The sequence below is a fragment of the Brevibacillus sp. WF146 genome (genome assembly GCF_001673705.2).
Lineage (GTDB): Bacteria > Bacillota > Bacilli > Brevibacillales > Brevibacillaceae > Brevibacillus > Brevibacillus thermoruber.
Map to the genome: position 1 here is coordinate 2,137,505 of NZ_CP109943.1, position 18,139 is coordinate 2,155,643.

General features: G+C 58.0%; 17 protein-coding genes. All 17 read left to right on the plus strand.

Annotated features, from left to right (window positions below):
• Positions 1-142: 142 nt before the first annotated feature.
• The 17 genes from A6764_RS10610 to dprA all read left to right on the plus strand — a co-directional run bounded on the left by A6764_RS10610 (position 143) and on the right by dprA (position 18,057).
• On the plus strand, positions 143-1,321 hold the full coding sequence (locus tag A6764_RS10610) for an XdhC family protein (RefSeq protein ID WP_065066552.1): 1,179 nt from the start codon (positions 143-145) through the stop codon (positions 1,319-1,321).
• A 1-nt stretch (position 1,322) separates the two neighbouring features.
• Positions 1,323-1,937, plus strand: a complete 615-nt coding sequence (locus tag A6764_RS10615) for a nucleotidyltransferase family protein (protein WP_083989733.1) — start codon at positions 1,323-1,325, stop codon at positions 1,935-1,937.
• Positions 1,927-4,353, plus strand: a complete 2,427-nt coding sequence (locus A6764_RS10620) for a xanthine dehydrogenase family protein molybdopterin-binding subunit (RefSeq protein WP_255309607.1) — start codon at positions 1,927-1,929, stop codon at positions 4,351-4,353. The genes A6764_RS10615 and A6764_RS10620 overlap by 11 nt, the downstream gene beginning before the upstream one ends.
• Positions 4,354-4,372: 19 nt before the next feature.
• Entirely contained in the window at positions 4,373-4,828 is a 456-nt protein-coding gene (locus A6764_RS10625) for an SRPBCC family protein (protein WP_029098922.1), read from the plus strand.
• A gap of 30 nt (positions 4,829-4,858) precedes the next feature.
• Positions 4,859-5,752 (plus strand): FAD binding domain-containing protein, encoded by an 894-nt coding sequence (locus A6764_RS10630; protein ID WP_065066550.1) that lies wholly within the window; start codon positions 4,859-4,861, stop codon positions 5,750-5,752.
• Positions 5,749-6,243, plus strand: a complete 495-nt coding sequence (locus A6764_RS10635; protein WP_035289395.1) for a (2Fe-2S)-binding protein — start codon at positions 5,749-5,751, stop codon at positions 6,241-6,243. Before A6764_RS10630 ends, A6764_RS10635 begins: the two co-directional genes overlap by 4 nt.
• Before the next feature lie 11 nt (positions 6,244-6,254).
• Positions 6,255-7,817, plus strand: a complete 1,563-nt coding sequence (locus tag A6764_RS10640; RefSeq protein WP_065066549.1) for a class I adenylate-forming enzyme family protein — start codon at positions 6,255-6,257, stop codon at positions 7,815-7,817.
• Positions 7,817-8,623 carry an enoyl-CoA hydratase/isomerase family protein gene (locus A6764_RS10645; protein WP_035289398.1) on the plus strand — a complete coding sequence of 269 codons (807 nt, stop codon included), beginning with the start codon at positions 7,817-7,819 and terminating at the stop codon, positions 8,621-8,623. Before A6764_RS10640 ends, A6764_RS10645 begins: the two co-directional genes overlap by 1 nt.
• Positions 8,624-8,715: 92 nt before the next feature.
• Complete coding sequence (locus A6764_RS10650; RefSeq protein WP_083989732.1) at positions 8,716-10,065, plus strand: MFS transporter; 1,350 nt, start codon at positions 8,716-8,718, stop codon at positions 10,063-10,065.
• A gap of 342 nt (positions 10,066-10,407) precedes the next feature.
• Positions 10,408-10,857, plus strand: coding sequence for a YhcN/YlaJ family sporulation lipoprotein (locus tag A6764_RS10655; protein WP_065066548.1), 450 nt, complete (start codon positions 10,408-10,410; stop codon positions 10,855-10,857).
• Positions 10,858-11,073: 216 nt separating this feature from the next.
• Positions 11,074-11,418: a hypothetical protein gene (locus A6764_RS10660; RefSeq protein ID WP_141669600.1), complete on the plus strand. Its 345-nt coding sequence runs from the start codon at positions 11,074-11,076 to the stop codon at positions 11,416-11,418.
• A 285-nt stretch (positions 11,419-11,703) separates the two neighbouring features.
• Complete coding sequence (locus tag A6764_RS10665) at positions 11,704-12,018, plus strand: YbjQ family protein (RefSeq protein WP_035297314.1); 315 nt, start codon at positions 11,704-11,706, stop codon at positions 12,016-12,018.
• Positions 12,019-12,434: 416 nt separating this feature from the next.
• A complete protein-coding gene (locus A6764_RS10670) occupies positions 12,435-13,328 on the plus strand; it encodes an AlbA family DNA-binding domain-containing protein (RefSeq protein WP_065066546.1) in 894 nt (297 codons plus the stop codon).
• A 42-nt stretch (positions 13,329-13,370) separates the two neighbouring features.
• A complete protein-coding gene (locus A6764_RS10675) occupies positions 13,371-14,426 on the plus strand; it encodes a hypothetical protein (RefSeq protein ID WP_065066545.1) in 1,056 nt (351 codons plus the stop codon).
• Positions 14,427-14,614: 188 nt separating this feature from the next.
• The gene (sucC, locus tag A6764_RS10680; RefSeq protein WP_065066544.1) at positions 14,615-15,775 is read left to right on the plus strand and encodes an ADP-forming succinate--CoA ligase subunit beta; all 1,161 of its coding nucleotides are present in this window, start codon (positions 14,615-14,617) and stop codon (positions 15,773-15,775) included.
• 79 nt (positions 15,776-15,854) lie between these two features.
• The gene (sucD, locus tag A6764_RS10685) at positions 15,855-16,784 is read left to right on the plus strand and encodes a succinate--CoA ligase subunit alpha (protein ID WP_029098935.1); all 930 of its coding nucleotides are present in this window, start codon (positions 15,855-15,857) and stop codon (positions 16,782-16,784) included.
• Positions 16,785-16,938: 154 nt separating this feature from the next.
• Complete coding sequence (dprA, locus tag A6764_RS10690; protein WP_255309606.1) at positions 16,939-18,057, plus strand: DNA-processing protein DprA; 1,119 nt, start codon at positions 16,939-16,941, stop codon at positions 18,055-18,057.
• The last annotated feature ends 82 nt before the right edge of the window (positions 18,058-18,139 follow it).

Below are 18,139 nucleotides of genomic sequence, written 5' to 3' on the forward strand. Positions count from 1 at the left end.
GCAGGATGGCGCTGCTTGTCGGGCCGTCACGTTACAGCAAAATACTACAATTCGTTTCAAGAAAATTTTGAAACCAAACCATCCGGACTGCTTTTATACTCGAAACAAAGCTGCCTGCACACATTCTCGGGGAGGTGAACAAATGCTTGATCTGCTGAAAGGGTTGGAGGAATGCTGGAGCAGCGGCAGGCCGGCCGTTTTGGCGACCATTATCGACACGCAAGGGTCCACCTACCGCGGAGTTGGGGCGCAGTGCTTGATTCTGGAGGATGGGCGCATCATCGGAACCGTCAGCGGCGGATGTGTCGAAGGCGACATCTACGAGCACGCGCGCGAGGTGATGCAGAGCGGCGTGCCGCGAACCCTCCAGTACGATTTTCGGGGGAGCGGGGACCTGCTGTGGGGATTGGGCGTCGGCTGCAACGGCTCGCTGACGATATGGCTTGCCCCGTTTCATCCTGCCACATATCCGGCTCAGGCAAAACAACTGCTCCAGGTGATGAGACTGCATGCAGCCTCACCTCGCTCGTTTTCGATGGTGACGGTGATTCAATCATCCGATGCCGCCGCGCTGCCTCCGGGCACCCTGGTTGCGCTGGGGCATGATCGCGAGGAAGGCGGGGCGCTGCACGGATGGGGAGAAATTGCCGAGCGGGCGGCACAGTATCGAGCAGCGGGCCGCTCGGGCCTGGCGTGGATCGACCAGTCCGGAAGCGGCGGGGAAACGATCCGGGTCCAGTGCTTTATCCACACGGTTCGAAGAGTGCCGCGGCTCGTGATCTTCGGTGCCGGTCCGGATGCGATCCCGCTGGTGCGGGGGGCGAAGCTGCTGCAGTGGCATGTGACGGTGGTGGATCACCGCCCCGCATTTGCCGCAACGGACAGATTTCCGGATGCGGATGAGATCATCGTGGCGCCAATGGGGACCGTCCCTCCTCTGGACGTGGACGAAGAGACCAACGTGGTGATCATGACGCATCACTTCGAGCAGGATCAATTGTTTCTCGCGGAGATGCTCACGCGCACGATCGCGTATCTGGGCATATTGGGGCCGCGTGCCCGAACAGAAAAGCTGCTGGAGAAGATCGAGTCGAATCGAAAGGCGATCGGCTTGCATCCGCTCAAAATGAAAGCGTTTCATTCGCCGGTCGGGTTGGACATCGGGGCCGAAACGCCGGAGGAAATCGCGTTCAGCATTCTTTCGGAAATGATTTGTGCAAGAACCAGGCGGAGCGGCATGCCGCTTCGGCTGCGGAAGGGCCCGATTCACGAAAGGACAGGGGACCTGTTTTCATCCGTGCCGATGAAGGAGAGTGTCTGACGTGAGGGCTTCTCCGGCGGTGTGGATCATCATTCTGGCTGCGGGATATTCCAGGCGGATGGGATTGCCCAAAATCCTGCTGCCGTACCGGGACGGCAGCCTGGTCCGGCAGGTAGCCAAAAAAGCGGCGCAAGTCCAATCCGCGGGGGTGATGGTGGTTGCCAACGCTGAGATGCCCGAGGTGCAGCATCATCTGTGGAATCTGCCAGTTTGGGTGGTGTGGAATGAACGGGCTCATCTGGGAATGAGCACGTCTCTGGTCAAAGGGGTGGAAAACCTGCCCCATGATGCCTCGGCCGCCCTCATTCTCTTGGCGGATCAGCCCGAGATCGAGCCGTTTGTCATCGAACGGGTGATCGATGCCTATGCGCGTTCATCCGCCTCGATCATCCAGGCGGCCTACAGCGGAAAGCCGGGGCATCCGGTTCTGTTCGATCGGAAATGGTTTCCCCACCTGCTGCACATCACGGGGGACCAAGGCGCCAAACAGCTCATACAGGCTTCGGGGGACGAGCGTCAATGGGTGGACGTGCCCCTTCCTCCCCTGGAGGACATCGATACGTGGGAAGATTATGAGCGAGTCACGAGAAGGGAGGGTGCGATTCGTGGACTGTAAACACATCGGAAAACCCATGAAGAGAGTGGAGGACATCCGTTTAACATCAGGACGCGGCACGTTTATCGATGACATGAATCCGTTTCCGAACATTCATCAGGCGGCCATTTTGCGAAGTCCGTATCCGCATGCGCGCATCAAGGAAATCCGTACGGAGAAGGCCGAGCGGATGCCCGGCGTGAAGGCCGTGATAACGGGGCAGGACATCGCGGCGCTGACGAATCCGTTTCCGGTCGGCGTCACGGCCCCGGTGAAGTACTATTCCCTGGCGGTTGACAAGGTGCGTTTTGTCGGGGAACCGGTAGCCGTGGTCATCGCCAAGAACCGCTATCTGGCGGAAGATGCCCTGGAGGCCATCGAAGTCGTATACGAACAGCTACCCGCCGTGGTGGACATTGAGAAGGCGCTTGAGCCGGACGCTCCCGTGCTGCATGAAGAGGTGGGCAGCAACATCGCCAATCACCGCCACTTTCATTACGGCAATGTGGACGAAGCGTTCCGGCAGGCGGATCTCGTAGTGAAGCATACGTTTTTCTATCCCAAGTACAGTGCAACCCCGGTTGAGACGTATGGGGTCATCGCCCACTATGACCCGAGTGAACAGCAGTACACAATCTGGTCCAATTTTCACGGACCGTTTACCCTGCAGTCGGTGATGGCGGCAGCCCTGCGAACGCCCAGCAACAGGCTGCGCATCATGATCCCGAAGGATGTAGGCGGGAGCTACGGCATCAAATCCGGCGTCTATCCCTACATGGTGCTCATGGCGGTTGCCTCGCGGATCGCCGGGGTGCCGGTCAAATGGATCGAGGACCGTCAGGAGCATCTGGCTGCGAGCTCCAGCGGTACGGACCGGGTGACCTGGATCGAGGCGGCGGTGAAACGGGACGGCACCGTAACGGGATTGAAGATGAAAATGGTGGACAACGTGGGCGGTTATGTGCGCGCCCCGGAGCCGGCCTGTCTGTACCGCACCCATTCCAACACCACCGGCCCCTATCGCATCCGGCATTTGCAGATGGAAACGATCGCGGTGATGACGAACAAGAGCCCAACCGGCTTGATTCGCGGCTATGGGGGGCAGCAGTTGTATTTCCCGCTGGAACGGCTGATGCACATGATCGCTCAGAAGCTGGGGATGGACCCGGCGGACGTGATCCGCAAAAACCTGATTCGGGCCGAGGAATTCCCCTATACCACGCCAAGCGGAGGCGTTTACGACAGCGGGGATTACCGGAAGGCTTTCGACATGCTGCTGGACATCGTGAACTACGACGAGTTTCGGCAAAAACAAAAGCAGGCCAGAGCGGAAGGAAAGTATCTGGGAATGGGGCTGGCCTGCATCGTGGAGCCTTCCGGGTCCAACATGGGCTACATCACCATCGCCCTGACGCCCGAGGAGCGGGCAAAGTCGCTCCCGAAATCGGGCTGTGCGGAAGGGGCGACGGTCTCCATCGACCCGATGGGAGGAATCACCGTCCGCATCAGCACAACGCCGACCGGGCAGGGACACGAAACGGTGGCGGCGCAAATTGTCGGCGAGGTGCTGGGGGTGGATCCCCGGACCGTCAAAGTGGTCGCCGAAATGGATACGCTGACGAGTCCCTGGTCGGTCGCGTCAGGAAGCTACTCCAGCCGCTTCGCCGCCATCGGCTCCAGTGCGGTGTATCAAGCCGCCCACAAGGTCCGTCAAAAACTGCTTCACATTGCGCAGGAACTGCTGCAGGTCCCGCTTGATCAGCTTGTGCTGGAACATGGCAGGATCGCGGTGAAGGATACCCCCGGGCGGGAGATTTCCTTGAAGCGCCTGATTGGCTCCACGCACTGGAATCCGGACGTGCTCCCGCCGGGGATGGAGCCGGGCATACACGAAACCGCTTTTTACACCATCCCTTCCTCAATGCCGCCGGATGAGAACGATCAGGTGAACGGCTCCGTCACGTACGGATTTGTAGCGGATGCGGTCACCGTTGAGGTGGACATCGAGACGGGGGAAGTCAAGATTCTGGATTACACGACCGTACACGATGCGGGAAAACTGCTGAATCCGCTGATCGTGGACGGGCAGATATTGGGCGGCCTGGTTCACGGCCTGGGCGGTGCGATGTATGAGGAGCTCGCATATGACCGCAACGGGCAGTTCCTCTCCGGCAGTTTTATGGATTACCTCTGTCCGACAGCGCCGGAGATTCCGCCGATTACGATCAAGCATTTGGAGACCCCTTCACCGCTGACGCCGCTGGGAGCCAAGGGGTTGGGAGAAGGAAACACGATGAGCGCCCCTGCGGTCATTGCCAATGCGGTGGAGGATGCGTTGAGCGGGTTGGGCGTGACGATTGACACCCTGCCCCTGTCGCCCAACCGGATTTGGACATTGATCCAGGACGCCAAGCAGAAGATGGAGATCACCGCATAAACACGAAGGAGGCCATACCATGACAGGAAATGGAAGCATCGAGCTGAACGGACCGATCGAGCACGTATTTCACAAGCTGATGGACCCCGAGGTGCTGACCGAGTGCATCATGGGCTGCAAAAGCATGGAACTGGTCGGTGAGAGAAAGTACCGCGCCGATCTGTCCGTGGGGATTGCCGCCGTCAAAGGTAAATACGACGCCTATATTACCGTCGAAGAGGTGCAGGCGCCGCATCATTTCAAGCTGGTCGTACACGGCGAGGGCGGCCCGGGGTATGTGGACGCCGAAGGCATCATCGACCTGACCCCCTTGGACGAGTCCAAGACGCAGCTTACCTATACCTACCAGGCAGAGGTGGGCGGCAAGGTGGCGGCGATCGGCCAGCGCATGCTGGGCGGGGTTGCCAAACTGCTGATCGGCGATTTTTTCAAAAAAATCAAGAAAAACCTGGAGCGCGGACAGCAAATCGCGTAAGGCTCACGATCATCGAAAGGGGGGAGACAGATGAAACCGGCTTCCTTCAATTATTACCGCCCTTCCACCTTGGAGGAGACCCTTCAGCTTTTGCAGGACTGCGGAGACGAGGGGAAGTTGATTGCCGGAGGACAAAGCCTGATCCCGATCCTCAACATGAGGTTGTCGTCGCTGGAGCATGTCATTGATATCAACGGCTTGCGGGAGTTGGACTTCATCCGGTTGGAGGAAGGCATACTCAAAATCGGCGGGCTCTGCCGGCAGAGAAGCCTGGAAAAATCGCCGACCGTGAAGGAGGTCGCCCCCTTGTTAAGCGAAGCGGTCCCGTTTATCGGCCATGTGCAGACCCGCAACCGGGGCACGGTCGGCGGCAGTTTGGTGCATGCCGACCCGACGGCGGAAATACCGCTCTCGCTACTCGCGCTGGATGCGACAGCGATCATTCAGAGTGCGGAAGAGACGAGAGAAGTGCCGGTGCAGGATTTCTTCATCACCTATTTGACCACCGATATCGCTCCCACGGAAATGCTGACGGAAATTCAGATTCCCGTCGACACGCTTCCGAAAGGCTATGCGTTTGTGGAGTTCAGCCGCAGACACGGCGATTTCGCGTTGGTCGCCGCAGCGTGTCTGCTCGATACGGACGAAGACGGAACGATCACGGCAGGACGTCTCGCGATCGGCGGCGTGGATGCCGTTCCGATGATCGCCGAGGAGGCCATGGATGTGCTGCTGGGAGAAAAGCTGACGGATGCCCTGCTGGAGGAAGCCGGACAAATCGCGGCCGAGAATACCGATCCGGAGGGCGATCTTCATGCCTCCCGCGAATACCGCCTGCATCTGGCCAAGGTTTTCACCAAGCGAGCGATCCGGAACGCCTATGAGCGATCGCTGCAAAAGCTGGGAGGGGGGACGGAACCATGATTCAGGCAGCCAAACATGAAAAAGTCCTCGTCCGCGTCCGAATCAACGGAAAACTTTACGCAGAAGAGGTGGAGCCTCGCAGGCTGCTGAGCGATTTTCTCCGGGAAGATTGCGGTTTGACCGGTACCCATGTCGGCTGCGAGCATGGCGTGTGCGGGGCCTGTACCGTACGCGTAAACGGTGCCGCGGTTCGGAGCTGCCTGATGTTTGCCGTTCAGGCTGCGGACGCCGAGATTACCACGGTGGAGGGGCTTTCTCTCCATGGCAGCCGCCACCCGCTGCAGGATGCCTTGTCGGAATGTCACGGGCTGCAGTGCGGATTCTGCACGCCGGGGATTCTCATGTCGGCCGCGGAGTTTTTGGAGGAGCATCAGGACCCGACGACGGAACAAATCGAGGAGATGCTGTCAGGCCATTTGTGCCGCTGTACGGGCTACAAGGGCATCGTTGAAGCGATCGCGAAGGTGGCCAAGGAGCAAAAGGACAGGTAGGTGATGATGGTATGGATTTGGGTAGCCTTTTTCAGTTCGCGGTTTCCCGGCATCCGGATTGGACCGCGATTGTGGAAGCCGAGCGAAGATTTACCTACAGGGAATTCGACCAGCTTACGACGAACATTGCGGCCGGTCTGCAGTCACTGGGGATCGCTCAAGGGGACCGGATTGTGCTCGTTCTCAAGAATCGCCTGGAAATGAGCGCGCTGTACTGGGCGGTTCAAAAGATCGGGGCCGTATTCACGCCGATCAATTTCAGGCTTTCGGCGGAAGAGGTGCGGTACTGCATCGAGGACGCGGAGGCGAAGGCGGTGGTGTATGAGCCCGCCTCCGAGGAGGCGGTGCTGCAGGCGACTGCCTCGTGGAGCCCGCTCAGAATCGGCGTGCTGGGAGCCGCAGGCGCCGAGGTCACGTATGAACGGTTGGCCGCCAGCGAAAGTGCCGATTGGGCAAAGCCGCTCATCTCGGATGACGACTACTGTCTCATGCTGTACACGTCCGGAACCACCGGACGGCCCAAAGGGGTTCCGCGTACTCATCGAAATGAATACGGCGCCGCCATGGCCCACATCATCCAGAACCGCTATGAAAAAAAGGAAAGCACGATAGGCGTGATGCCCCTGTATCACACGATGGGCATCCGCTCCCTCCTATCGATGGCTTTCCTCAACGGGAAAATCGTAATGATACCAGATTACGCCCCTCAACTGACCCTTGAGGTGCTGGAGAAGGAAGAAATCACCTGTGTCTATCTGGTACCCACGATTCTGCACGATTTATTATATCACCCGGATTTTAAAAAGTACAATTTGTCGAAACTGCGCAAACTGGGGTACGCCGGCGCCGCCATGACGACCGCATTGGTGCAGGATTGCTTCCGGGAATTGAAGCCGGACGTCTTTGTCAACCACTACGGCAGCACGGAAGTGTATACGTTTTCCGTGTGCGACTATCTGGACAAAAAACCGGGATGCGCAGGCAAGCCGGGCATCCATCAGGAGCTTCGGGTCGTTGTTCCCGATCCGGACGGCAAATCGACGCCGGACGATGTCGTCGCGGTCGGCGAACCTGGCGAAATCATCGTCAATCTAGCGTCGATTGAAGCGTTTCAAGGCTATTGGAAACGCCCGGACGCGAACCGGAAAGCGATTCGCAGCGGCTGGTATTTTACCGGGGATATGGGGGTGATCGACAGCGACGGTGACCTGTATGTGGTCGGACGGGTCGACGACATGATCATTTCCGGCGGAGAAAACATACACCCGATCGAAGTGGAGGATGTGATCGCCAAGCATCCCAAAGTGTCCGAGGTCGCCGTGGTGGGATTGCCTGATTCACGCTGGGGCGAGGTGGTTACGGCTTTTGTCGTCCCGAGCGATCATTCCCTGACGGTGGAAGAGCTGGACGCCTTCTGCAAGGAAAGCCCGGATCTGGCCAACTTCAAGCGGCCGCGCCGATACGTCTGGGTCGCCGAACTGCCGAAAAGCCCTGTTGGAAAAATACTGCGCCGCAAGCTGCGATCCGGCGAGTATACCCAATCCGAACCCATGATGAAGGAGAGTGCATCCTGATGCAAATCACCAATCAAACCGTTTATGAAACGCAGTGGGACCATATCCGTGTGGAAAAGAACAAGGAGAAGCAGACGGCCACCATTATTCTGGACCGTCCGGAGAAAATGAACACGGTCAGTTTTATCGCCCGCTCTCACCTGAGTGAAATCTTTGACCACGTAAACAGGGACGACGACGTGCGCGTGATCATTATCAAGGGCGCCGGGGACAAGGCCTTCACCTCCGGAGGCGATATCCGCGGATTCCTGGAGCGTCATCCGGAAGAGCTGTCCTACCTGCATAAATGCGTGGCCGCGCCGGAACGTTCGCCCAAGCCGGTCATTGCCCAACTGCAGGGCTATACCTTCGGGGTCGGGATGGAAATTGCGATGGCGTGTGACTTCCGCATCGCGTCGGATACCACCTTGCTGGCGCTCCCGGAAATCAACCTGGGCATGATCCCGGGAAGCGGCGGTACACAGCGCGTGGCGAGAATCGCCGGACTGGGCCGGGCCAAGGACATGATCATGCGCGCGCGTCGGATTCCGGCTGAGGAAGCCTACCAGTGGGGACTGGTCACCAAGGTGGTGCCGCAAGCGGAATTGGATGCCGCGGTAGAGGCGCTTGCAGCGGAACTGACCCGCTTCTCGCCGCTGGCGATGCGCGTGTTGAAGCAGGTGTTGAACGCTTCGCAGGAAGGGCCCCTCAGCGCCGGTCTGGAAATCGAGGGCTATGCGTACGGCATGCTGCGCAGCACGAGCGATTTCCGTGAAGGGGTGGAAGCGTTCTACGAGAAAAGAAAACCGAACTTCACAGGGGAATAAGCCAACGACTTCAGGGAGTGGGCCTCACGCCGCTTCCTGAAGTTTCCATATGACTGTTGACATTTTGGGGGTTGCGGAAAGGTGGGTCACGTATGAGTGCAAATGCGGAAATGCAGGTTCAGCGGGTTTCTTCTCTCCAAGGACGGCCGCCGGCAGCGGTCGGGAGAAAGCAGATGATCACGGCCGTTTTGGCCTCCCTTTTGGGATGGTCGTTGGATTTGTACGACCTCTTTATTCTGCTGTACGTTACGCCGGTGCTGGGGAAGCTGTTTTTCCCCGCAGACAATCCCACGCTTTCCTTGGCGGCGGTGTACGCTTCTTTTGCCGTGACACTGCTGCTGCGTCCGTTCGGTTCGGCGCTGTTTGGCTCCTATGCCGATCGCAACGGCCGAAAACGGGCCATGGTGGTGGCCGTGTCGGGGGTCGGGATTTCGACCGCGCTGTTTGGCGTACTGCCGACGGTCGCTCACATCGGCGCCGCTGCAACGATTCTCTTCATTATTCTTCGTCTCATTCAAGGGGTGTTCGTGGGCGGGGTCGTCGCCTCCACGCATACGATCGGGACGGAATCCGTGCCGGAGAAATGGCGCGGCCTGATGTCCGGTCTTGTCGGCGGAGGCGGTGCCGGTCTTGGTGCGCTGCTCGCTTCCATCGTCTATTTCGTCTTGTCCAGCCTGTTTCCCGGCGAGGCATTCAGCGAGTGGGGCTGGCGCTTCATGTTCTTTACCGGCATCCTATGCTCCGTTCTCGGACTGTTCGTATTCCGCATGCTGGAAGAATCACCGCTCTGGGTGCAGCACAAGAACGAGCAGGCAGCGAAACCGGCAGGCCAGCAGTCGCCGGTGAAAATGGTGTTTACGAAATACCTGCCGGTTTTATTGGTCAATTTGTTGATCGTGATTGGCGGGGGATCAGCGTACTACTTGACCTCCGGGTATCTGCCCACCTTTTTGAACGTGATCAACCATGTCCCGCAAACGACAGCCTCCATGATACTTGCCGCCAGCAGCATTGCTGCCATCATCGCTTCCGTCGCGCTCGGTCATCTGAGCACCGTCATCGGCAGAAAGAAAACGTTTGTTCTTCTGGGGATCCTGAATCTGATGGCTCTTCCGTACCTGTATACGGAACTGGCAGCCGCCCAGGATTTGTCGCGGATTGCGCTCTATGCCATGGGACTGGCGTTTCTCGGGAACGCCTCGTACGCGCCCGTCCTGATTTTTTTAAACGAGCGGTTCCCGACGGCAATTCGTTCGACGGGTACCGGACTGTCCTGGAACATGGGCTTTGCCATCGGCGGGATGATGCCCACGTTCGTGACAATGGCCAGCGGTCAAACGTCGGAGATTCCCTTTTTCCTGGCGTATTTCTCCATTGGTCTCTTCCTCTTGTATCTGGTGGGCAGTCTGATCATTCCGGAAACGAAGGGCAATTTTCAGTAAAAGCTGCGACTACTCTTTCATGAAAATGAAACCGGTTACAAAATCTGTGGAAAAAACGTGCCGAGCGTATCGGAGGGGAAACATCCGTCCGGGACTGGACTTGGCCGATATGGTGGAGGCGCGAAGAGAAGACCACGGGCGAACCGTTCACAACAACACGGTTTGCCCGTGGTCTGACTGCGTCACAGGGCATTTGGCCGCGTGGTCACCCGCGAATGAACGGCCAGGAGGCCGGCGTCGACAACACCGTTTCTGCAGCCGGTAATGCAAGATTTTCTATTCATACAAAAGATATTCAGGGGAAGGGTATGGGTATGCGATTTGAAATAGGGAGGTTTCGATTTGCGTACCTTGCTTTGTGTGTTGTCCCTGTTCCTGCTGGTAACCGGCTGTACCCAGCCATCCAAACCGGAGACGAAAGCCAAGTCTGCGGCAGAAGATCCTCTTTGCAAGCCGACACCGATCCGCCATTTTGATGGGGAACAACAAGCGAAATCGATTGCGGAACAGGTGGACGGCATTGACCACGCGGTTGCCGTGCACATCGACAAGGAATTGGACGTCGCCATCCACGTGAGCAACTTTAATCGCCTCCGATTGGAATCCATTGAAAAAGAAGTGGCGCAAAAATTGAAAGCCGCGTTTCCTCAGGCAAAGGTTCATGTTTCCTCCGACAAAAAGATCATGGCTGAACTGCAGAAGCTGTACGAAACACCGTGGTCGGCACAGCAGGAGGAAGCGTGCAAACAGAAGAAAAACCTGAAACGGATTGAAAAGCTGATGAAGGGATAATGCGGCATGGCCCTTCTCAAATGAGGAGGGCTTCCCTTTGTTTGTTTTGGTTGGCCACTCCTCCCGCGGCAGTTGGCTGCCGGGACCCTGCCGGATGGATCACGTTTACCCTTGAATGGTGAAACGGCCGACAATAGGCGGCCGCAATTTGACGAATACGAATACACTCTGTATCGAAAACAATGTCTGTCTGTTCATGGACAAGGAGGGATCCGTATGAATCACGAACGGGAAGAAGAGAATCCGTTCAGCGATCTGTTCGTAAGCAATCCCGGGGCGGACATTCCCGGGATTGGCCTGCAGGAGAAGCCGCAGAACGAAGCCCGGCAGCATGGACCGCAGGACGTTCAGCAGGCGATGCAGCAGACCCGCGAGCAAATGGCGCCACCAGCCGTGCCCTGTCAGCAGCAGGGACAGCAGAATCAGGCGGCCAAACAGCAAATCAATCAATTTATCCAGGAATCCAAACAGGATCTGCAAGAAGGAGCACTTGGTCATAGCCAGCAACAGCAACAACTGCAACAACAGCAACAACAACTACAACAACAGCAACAATCGTAACCTGCAACGGGAAAGCAGAAAAGGAAAGCGTGCGGACGTGGCCGCGAACGAACGGCAGCAGGCGGACAGCCCACAGGTACGGTAAGCGGGGGTTCGCGAGCGAAAGCAGATCCCCAACGTCTCGGATGCCGTGTCAAAACGCCAAAACCTGCGCCACGCCGCTTCTGTGGAGGACGAGAGGAATAGCCCTTCCGGCGCTGTGTGGGGAAAGTGTGCAACCAAACCGCGGCCCCAACCGTAATAGTAGTAGGAAATCGAACATGATCCATAGGGGGAGGCATTCACATGCTCATTTCAACCACCAGCACCTTGCAGGGCAAAGACGTTGAGGAGTATCTGGGCATTGTCAGCGGCGAAGTGATTTTGGGGGCCAACGTGGTCCGCGACTTTCTGGCAGGCATCACCGACATCATCGGCGGCCGCAGCGGGGCGTACGAGAACAAGCTCTCCGAAGGCAGGGAACTGGCGATCCGGGAAATGACGGAGAAAGCGAGAGCCCTGGGGGCAAATGCCATCATCGGCGTGGATTTGGACTTCGAAACGCTGCGCGAAGGCATGATGATGGTGATCGCGACGGGAACAGCGGTACGGGTGAAGTGACAGTCGGGCGTCTGCCCGGCTTTCTCTTTGGGGCGAAGCGGGAGAGCAAAAACAAGCGGAGCAAAAAAATGCTTTACTCCGACTGGTTGGCAATACTATTCTAACAAGAGAATTGATGTTTTCAAAATTGTCCGCAAATAAACAGCACCGCCGGAAACGTTTCGCATCGCACAAGGGGAGACGGACTCCCGTTGACGCAGCAGCTCATCCTACGAAAGAACCAGGACCAGATGAAAGCGGGGCGGCGGCAAGGCCGTTCCGAAAATACGGCGGAAGCGCCGGGCGCAATCCGTCATCGGCTGGCAGTGGGACACAACCCCACGCCCCGGCCCCATGGGAGAAAAAAACTGGTCAAGCCCTGGAGCCCTGCGATAAAATAAGACCTGCGAACTACCGCATCCAAAATGAGGGAAATCATGCGCCACTTTTGTACCTTTTTGGCTGTCGTCAAAAAGCTGGAAGAACACACCGTGCATTTTGACTTCTACCACCTGTCGAAGCAGCCCCAGCCGGTGCGCCAACTGCTGAAGGCGAACGCCTGGCTGCCGCGCCATTACTTCGACTACCTGCTGTACAGCGGCGTGCTGGAAGTGGACAGCGGGCAGCCGTATGTGCCTGCGCCCGCCCAGCCGGCCGCGATCGGGATGAACATCAGGTCGCTGGGAAGCACCGTGGTGTTCGACATGTGTTTTTCGCCGCAAACCTACAAGCTGTGGCAAAAGGCGGACGCGTTTCTGGACGACCTTTCGCTTGCGGCCGACGTGTTTGAGGAATACGTCTACCGGTTGGGAGCGATCAGCCGCTTCCGCCATTTGGGACGCGTGGACGATCCGGTGGTCGCCGCACAGCTTGGCGAAAACGACATGATCGAATTCAAGCGCGATTTTCTCTTGTCCAAAGGCGGCATCATCAAATCGGTGGTGGCGTTCGCCAACTCCAACAACGGCAACTTGTTCCTCGGCATCTCCGACGAGGGCGAGATCATCGGCGTCAACCACGAGCTGAAACAGTACGGTGACCCGGACAAGTACCTGCTGGCCATCACCCAGTACATCCAGGACAAAACGACACCGTTTCTTTCGCCGTTTCCAAAGATTTCATTAAAAAAGGTACAGGACAAATACGTCGTGGCCATCTTCGTCGAGGTGGGATCCGAACTGGTTTGCGGATTGGACAAGAACGGCGACAAATACGTCGCGATTCGCACCAACAACCGCTCGGTCATCGTGAAGGACCCGCACCAGATCGGCGAAATATACGTCAAGCGCAAATTGGGCAGTGAAATCAGCCGTCGATTGGGGCTTTTGTAGGAACGTCTGCCAAGCCAGCGAATACGATGGGAGGATACCTGCATGAAAAGGACCTTGCGTGCGTATGTGTTTCCGGTACTGATGGCCGGTCTTTTGATGGCCGGCTGCTCCGAGGGCGTCAAAGGAACGGAGTCCGACATGAAAAAGCAGTTGGACGCCGATCTGGGAGCCGTGGAAAAGGTAACCGTGCTCTCCACAGACGGTCAGGAAGTCCCCCTCGCCCTGGACGAATTTCTCAAGGAACTTCCCGAGCAGGGAAAAGACCTGCAGGTTTCCCCGCAGCCCCTGAAGCGGGACGAGATCCGGTATACACTGGTGCTCTACCGGCACAAGCTGGCCCCGTTGGTGGTGGAAGTGGGCAAGCAGGCAAGCCAGTACGGAGAGAATACCTATCGCGGGCCGGGAGCCGACCGCTTTTACCAATGGATCCATCGGGAGGCGGGAAAAGGGCTGCTGCCGGCAGCGGTCCAAACGGCGGTGGTCTCCGCCGAAGACCTGGGCCAAACGGTTACGCTCGGCAAAACCCAGGCGGAATTTCTCCAGGGGATGCTTGCGGCCGCGACCCCGCTGAGCGACAAGGAAATCGATCAGTACCCGCTGTATCCGCATTACCGGCTGCGCATCGATACAAGGGGACGCTCCCTGCATATCACCATGCTGACGCCGACACTGGTGTCCATTCCATTCGGCCGGGAAACTCATTACTACAGCATCCAGGGTTCGCTGTTTTCGCAGCTCACCCAATGGCTGCCGCCGCGGCGGACGGTGGGTGATGCGTTTGACAGGCTGTTTCTGGCGTCGAAAATCCGCGTGGAGCCGTCCGGGGACGCACGCGTGGCGTCTGTCGAGCAAAGCGCGACGGAAACGACGGTGGAGCAGGGGAAAGCGCATCAGTGCGTCCGGCTGCTGAAAGGCGGCGTGGCGCTTGCCGGTCAGCCGAAGTCACCGGGCAACGAGCGCTACCGCCTCATCTTTTCCGTCGAAGAGAGCGAAGTGACCGTGCACGTCTACGACCGCCACATTCGCTTCAACGACAACTGGTATGCCCACGAGCGCTTGGACGACGAACTGCTGACCCTTTTGCGTGCAAAAAAGTAAGCCGAATCCTCATGAAATTTCCGTCTTCTGGTCACGATAGAAGAGAACATGTCAATATCACTACCACTTTTGCGATTTTTGTCGTAGAATAGTTACGTTGCACTGATAAAGGCAGTTTTGTGACTGGCCGAAAAACCTTGTGCCGGGGCGAACCTGCCGATCTTTATTTGCCATTAGGAGGATGGAGAATGAACATTCACGAGTATCAAGGCAAAGAGATACTGAAGCAGTACGGTGTAAAGGTTCCCGAAGGGCGCGTGGCGTTCACCGTGGATGAAGCGGTGGAAGCGGCCAAGGAACTGGGCACGCAGGTAGTCGTCGTGAAAGCGCAAATCCACGCCGGCGGCCGCGGTAAAGCGGGCGGAGTAAAAGTGGCGAAAAGCCTCGACGAAGTCCGTACATATGCTCAAGAGCTTCTTGGCAAGGTTCTGGTTACTCACCAAACCGGTCCGGAGGGCAAAGAGGTAAAACGCCTCCTGATTGAGCAGGGCTGCGACATCAAAAAGGAATACTACGTCGGTCTTGTGGTTGACCGTTCGACAGGACGCGTCGTCATGATGGCCTCCGAAGAGGGCGGTACCGAAATCGAAGAAGTGGCAGCCCGCACGCCGGAAAAAATCTTCAAGGAAGTCATCGACCCGGTTACCGGCCTGACGCCGTTCCAAGCGCGCAAGCTGGCGTTTGCGATCAATATTCCGAACGAACTGGTAAACAAGGCCGTCAAGTTCATGATGGGCCTGTACCAGGCATTTGTCGAAAAAGATTGCTCCATCGCCGAAATCAACCCGCTCGTGGTAACCGGCGACGGCGAAGTCATGGCGCTTGACGCGAAGCTGAACTTCGACAGCAACGCGCTGTTCCGTCACCCTGAGATCGTCGCGCTGCGCGACCTGGATGAGGAAGACGAAAAAGAGATCGAAGCATCCAAATTCGACCTCTCCTACATCGCCCTGGACGGCAACATCGGCTGCATGGTAAACGGCGCCGGCCTGGCCATGGCGACCATGGACATCATCAAATTCTACGGCGGCGAACCGGCCAACTTCCTCGATGTAGGCGGCGGCGCTACCGAAGAAAAGGTAACCGAAGCGTTCAAGATCATCCTGAAAGACCCGAAAGTAAAAGGAATCTTTGTCAACATCTTCGGCGGCATCATGAGATGCGACGTCATCGCTAACGGCGTTGTCGCTGCTGCGAAACAAGTGAAACTGGATCGTCCGCTGGTTGTCCGTCTGGAAGGCACCAACGTGGACCTCGGCAAGAAAATCCTCAGCGAATCCGGGCTGAACATCGTGGCGGCCGATTCCATGGCGGATGGCGCTGAGAAGATCGTAGCGCTGGTAAAATAAGGCGCAGTCTCGGACGCACGGAGAAAAGGCATTTTCGAGAAGTATCTATACGCGATGAAAAAGGTGGGACAATTACGCGATGAGTATTCTCGTGAACAAGCATACAAAGGTAATCACCCAGAACATGACCGGTAAAACCGGTATGTTCCATACCAAAGGCGGTCTGGAGTACGGCACCCAAATGGTTGCAGGGGCAGTTCCCGGCAAAGGCGGCACGGTTGTCGATTTCACGCTGGACAACGGCAGCACCGTTTCGGTTCCGGTGTTTAACACGGTAGCGGAAGCAAAAGAAGCAACCGGTGCCAACACGTCGGTCATCTACGTTCCGCCGGCGTTCGCGGCCGACGCCATCATGGAAGCGGTCGATGCCGAACTGGATCTGGTCATCTGCATCACCGAGGGCATCCCGGTTCTCGACATGGTGAAAGTGAAACGCTACATGGAAGGCAAAAAGACCAAATTGATCGGCCCCAACTGCCCTGGCATCATCACGCCGGGCGAGTGCAAAATCGGCATCATGCCGGGCTACATCCACACCCCGGGTAAAGTGGGCATCGTATCCCGCTCCGGTACCCTGACCTATGAAGCGGTACATCAAACCACGACCCGCGGTATCGGTCAGTCCACGGCCGTCGGTATCGGTGGAGACCCGGTAAAAGGCATGGAGTTCATCGACGTGCTGAAACTGTTCAACGAAGACCCGGATACCGAAGCGGTCATCATGATCGGGGAAATCGGCGGTACCGCCGAGGAAGAAGCGGCTGAATGGATCGCGGCCAACATGAAGAAACCGGTTGTAGGCTTTATCGGCGGTCAAACCGCTCCTCCGGGAAAACGCATGGGCCACGCCGGTGCGATCATCTCCGGCGGCAAAGGAACGGCAGCCGAGAAGATCGCCAAGCTGGAAGCGTGCGGCGTGCGCGTGGCGAAAACGCCGGCGGTCATCGGCGAAACGCTGGTGGAAGTGCTGAAAGAGCGCGGCCTGCTGGAAAAAGTCATGAACAAGTAAGTCAATCCGGCCGGTTTTCAGGTGCCGAAAGAGGACAAGCATGGACGCTTGCCCTCTTTCTTTTTTGTGCCCGCCGCTGTCTCCGTGTACAATAGCAGGCGAAACGTCTCGGCAGATGCAGCCGGACAAACAGGAAAAGACGGGAGGCGGTCGGGTGAAGGGCGGAAGTGATCGACTGGAAGAGCGGGATTGGCTGTACGCGATGATCAGGCTGAACGGACTGGGGCGAAAAAAGCTGCGGGAGCTGTACCGGCGCTGGGGATCGTTCGCGCAAGCGGCGGTCAACTGGGAGACGGTGTCTGAGGAGAGCGGCGTCCGTGCCAGGCAGGCGCAGACATGGGCCGATGCGCTTGCGCCGGCCGCCGTGCTGGCGGCGAAGCGGGAACGAATCCGCGGCGGCATCTCGTTCGTATGTTTCTGGGAAGACGAGTTTCCCCCGCTGCTCAGGCACATTCCGGACCCGCCGCTGGCCTTGTTTTACAAAGGGGATGTGTCGCTGCTCAAGCGGCCGGCCATCGGTGTCGTGGGCGCCCGCAAACCGACCGCGTACGGACGGGCGGCGTGCCGCCACCTGGTCAAACAGTTGGCCGAAGCCGGCATGGTGATCGTCTCCGGCCTGGCGTACGGGATTGACGCCGAAGCGCATCAGGCGGCACTCGGCGCCGGGGCTCCGACCGTCGGGGTGATGGGCTGCGGCATCGATCAGGTGTATCCCGCGTTTCACCGGCCGCTCTACGCGGAGATTGGGTCTTGCGGCCTGCTTCTTTCGGAGTATCCGCCGGGGACTCCGGCGAAGCCGGGCCTGTTTCCCGAGCGAAACCGGATCATCAGCGGGCTGAGCCTCGGCGTGCTGGTCGTGGAAGCGGCGGAACGCAGCGGATCGCTGATTACGGCCGATTGTGCGCTGGAGCAGGGGCGGGAGGTGTTTGCCGTCCCCGGGCCGATTTTTTCCGAGGTGAGCGCGGGTCCGCATAACTTGCTGAAACAAGGTGCAAAGCTAGTAACAAACGCGGCCGATGTGCTGGAGGAATTGGGTGCATGGCCGGAGGCGCAGCCTGTCACGGACCGTCAGCCTGCCGGAGAAGGGAGTGCCAAGCTGGGAGAAGAGGAACGCAACGTGTTCGCGCTGATCGGCTGCGAGCCCGTCCACGCCGACGAGCTGGCCGATGCGCTCGCGCCGCCGGAACGGCAGCGGCTTCATCAGACCTTGCTTACGCTGGAAACAGGCGGCTTCATTGTCAGCTTGCCCGGAGGCTATTTCGCCAGAAGGTGACCCCGGCCGATTTCCTCCCGCAGCATCAGGCCTTGCAGGTGTTTGACAAATCGGATAAGCATATTTAATAATAGGGGAGATT

What these genes read in the sequence shown, in the direction of transcription:
- A6764_RS10625 (WP_029098922.1), top strand. Translation starts at nt 4,373, where the DNA reads ATGACAGGAAATGGAAGCATCGAGCTGAACGGACCGATCGAGCACGTA.
- A6764_RS10665 (WP_035297314.1), top strand. Translation starts at nt 11,704, where the DNA reads ATGCTCATTTCAACCACCAGCACCTTGCAGGGCAAAGACGTTGAGGAG.
- A6764_RS10645 (WP_035289398.1), top strand. Translation starts at nt 7,817, where the DNA reads ATGCAAATCACCAATCAAACCGTTTATGAAACGCAGTGGGACCATATC.
- A6764_RS10670 (WP_065066546.1), top strand. Translation starts at nt 12,435, where the DNA reads ATGCGCCACTTTTGTACCTTTTTGGCTGTCGTCAAAAAGCTGGAAGAA.
- sucC (WP_065066544.1), top strand. Translation starts at nt 14,615, where the DNA reads ATGAACATTCACGAGTATCAAGGCAAAGAGATACTGAAGCAGTACGGT.
- A6764_RS10630 (WP_065066550.1), top strand. Translation starts at nt 4,859, where the DNA reads ATGAAACCGGCTTCCTTCAATTATTACCGCCCTTCCACCTTGGAGGAG.
- A6764_RS10610 (WP_065066552.1), top strand. Translation starts at nt 143, where the DNA reads ATGCTTGATCTGCTGAAAGGGTTGGAGGAATGCTGGAGCAGCGGCAGG.
- sucD (WP_029098935.1), top strand. Translation starts at nt 15,855, where the DNA reads ATGAGTATTCTCGTGAACAAGCATACAAAGGTAATCACCCAGAACATG.
- A6764_RS10650 (WP_083989732.1), top strand. Translation starts at nt 8,716, where the DNA reads ATGAGTGCAAATGCGGAAATGCAGGTTCAGCGGGTTTCTTCTCTCCAA.
- A6764_RS10660 (WP_141669600.1), top strand. Translation starts at nt 11,074, where the DNA reads ATGAATCACGAACGGGAAGAAGAGAATCCGTTCAGCGATCTGTTCGTA.
- A6764_RS10675 (WP_065066545.1), top strand. Translation starts at nt 13,371, where the DNA reads ATGAAAAGGACCTTGCGTGCGTATGTGTTTCCGGTACTGATGGCCGGT.
- A6764_RS10635 (WP_035289395.1), top strand. Translation starts at nt 5,749, where the DNA reads ATGATTCAGGCAGCCAAACATGAAAAAGTCCTCGTCCGCGTCCGAATC.
- A6764_RS10640 (WP_065066549.1), top strand. Translation starts at nt 6,255, where the DNA reads ATGGATTTGGGTAGCCTTTTTCAGTTCGCGGTTTCCCGGCATCCGGAT.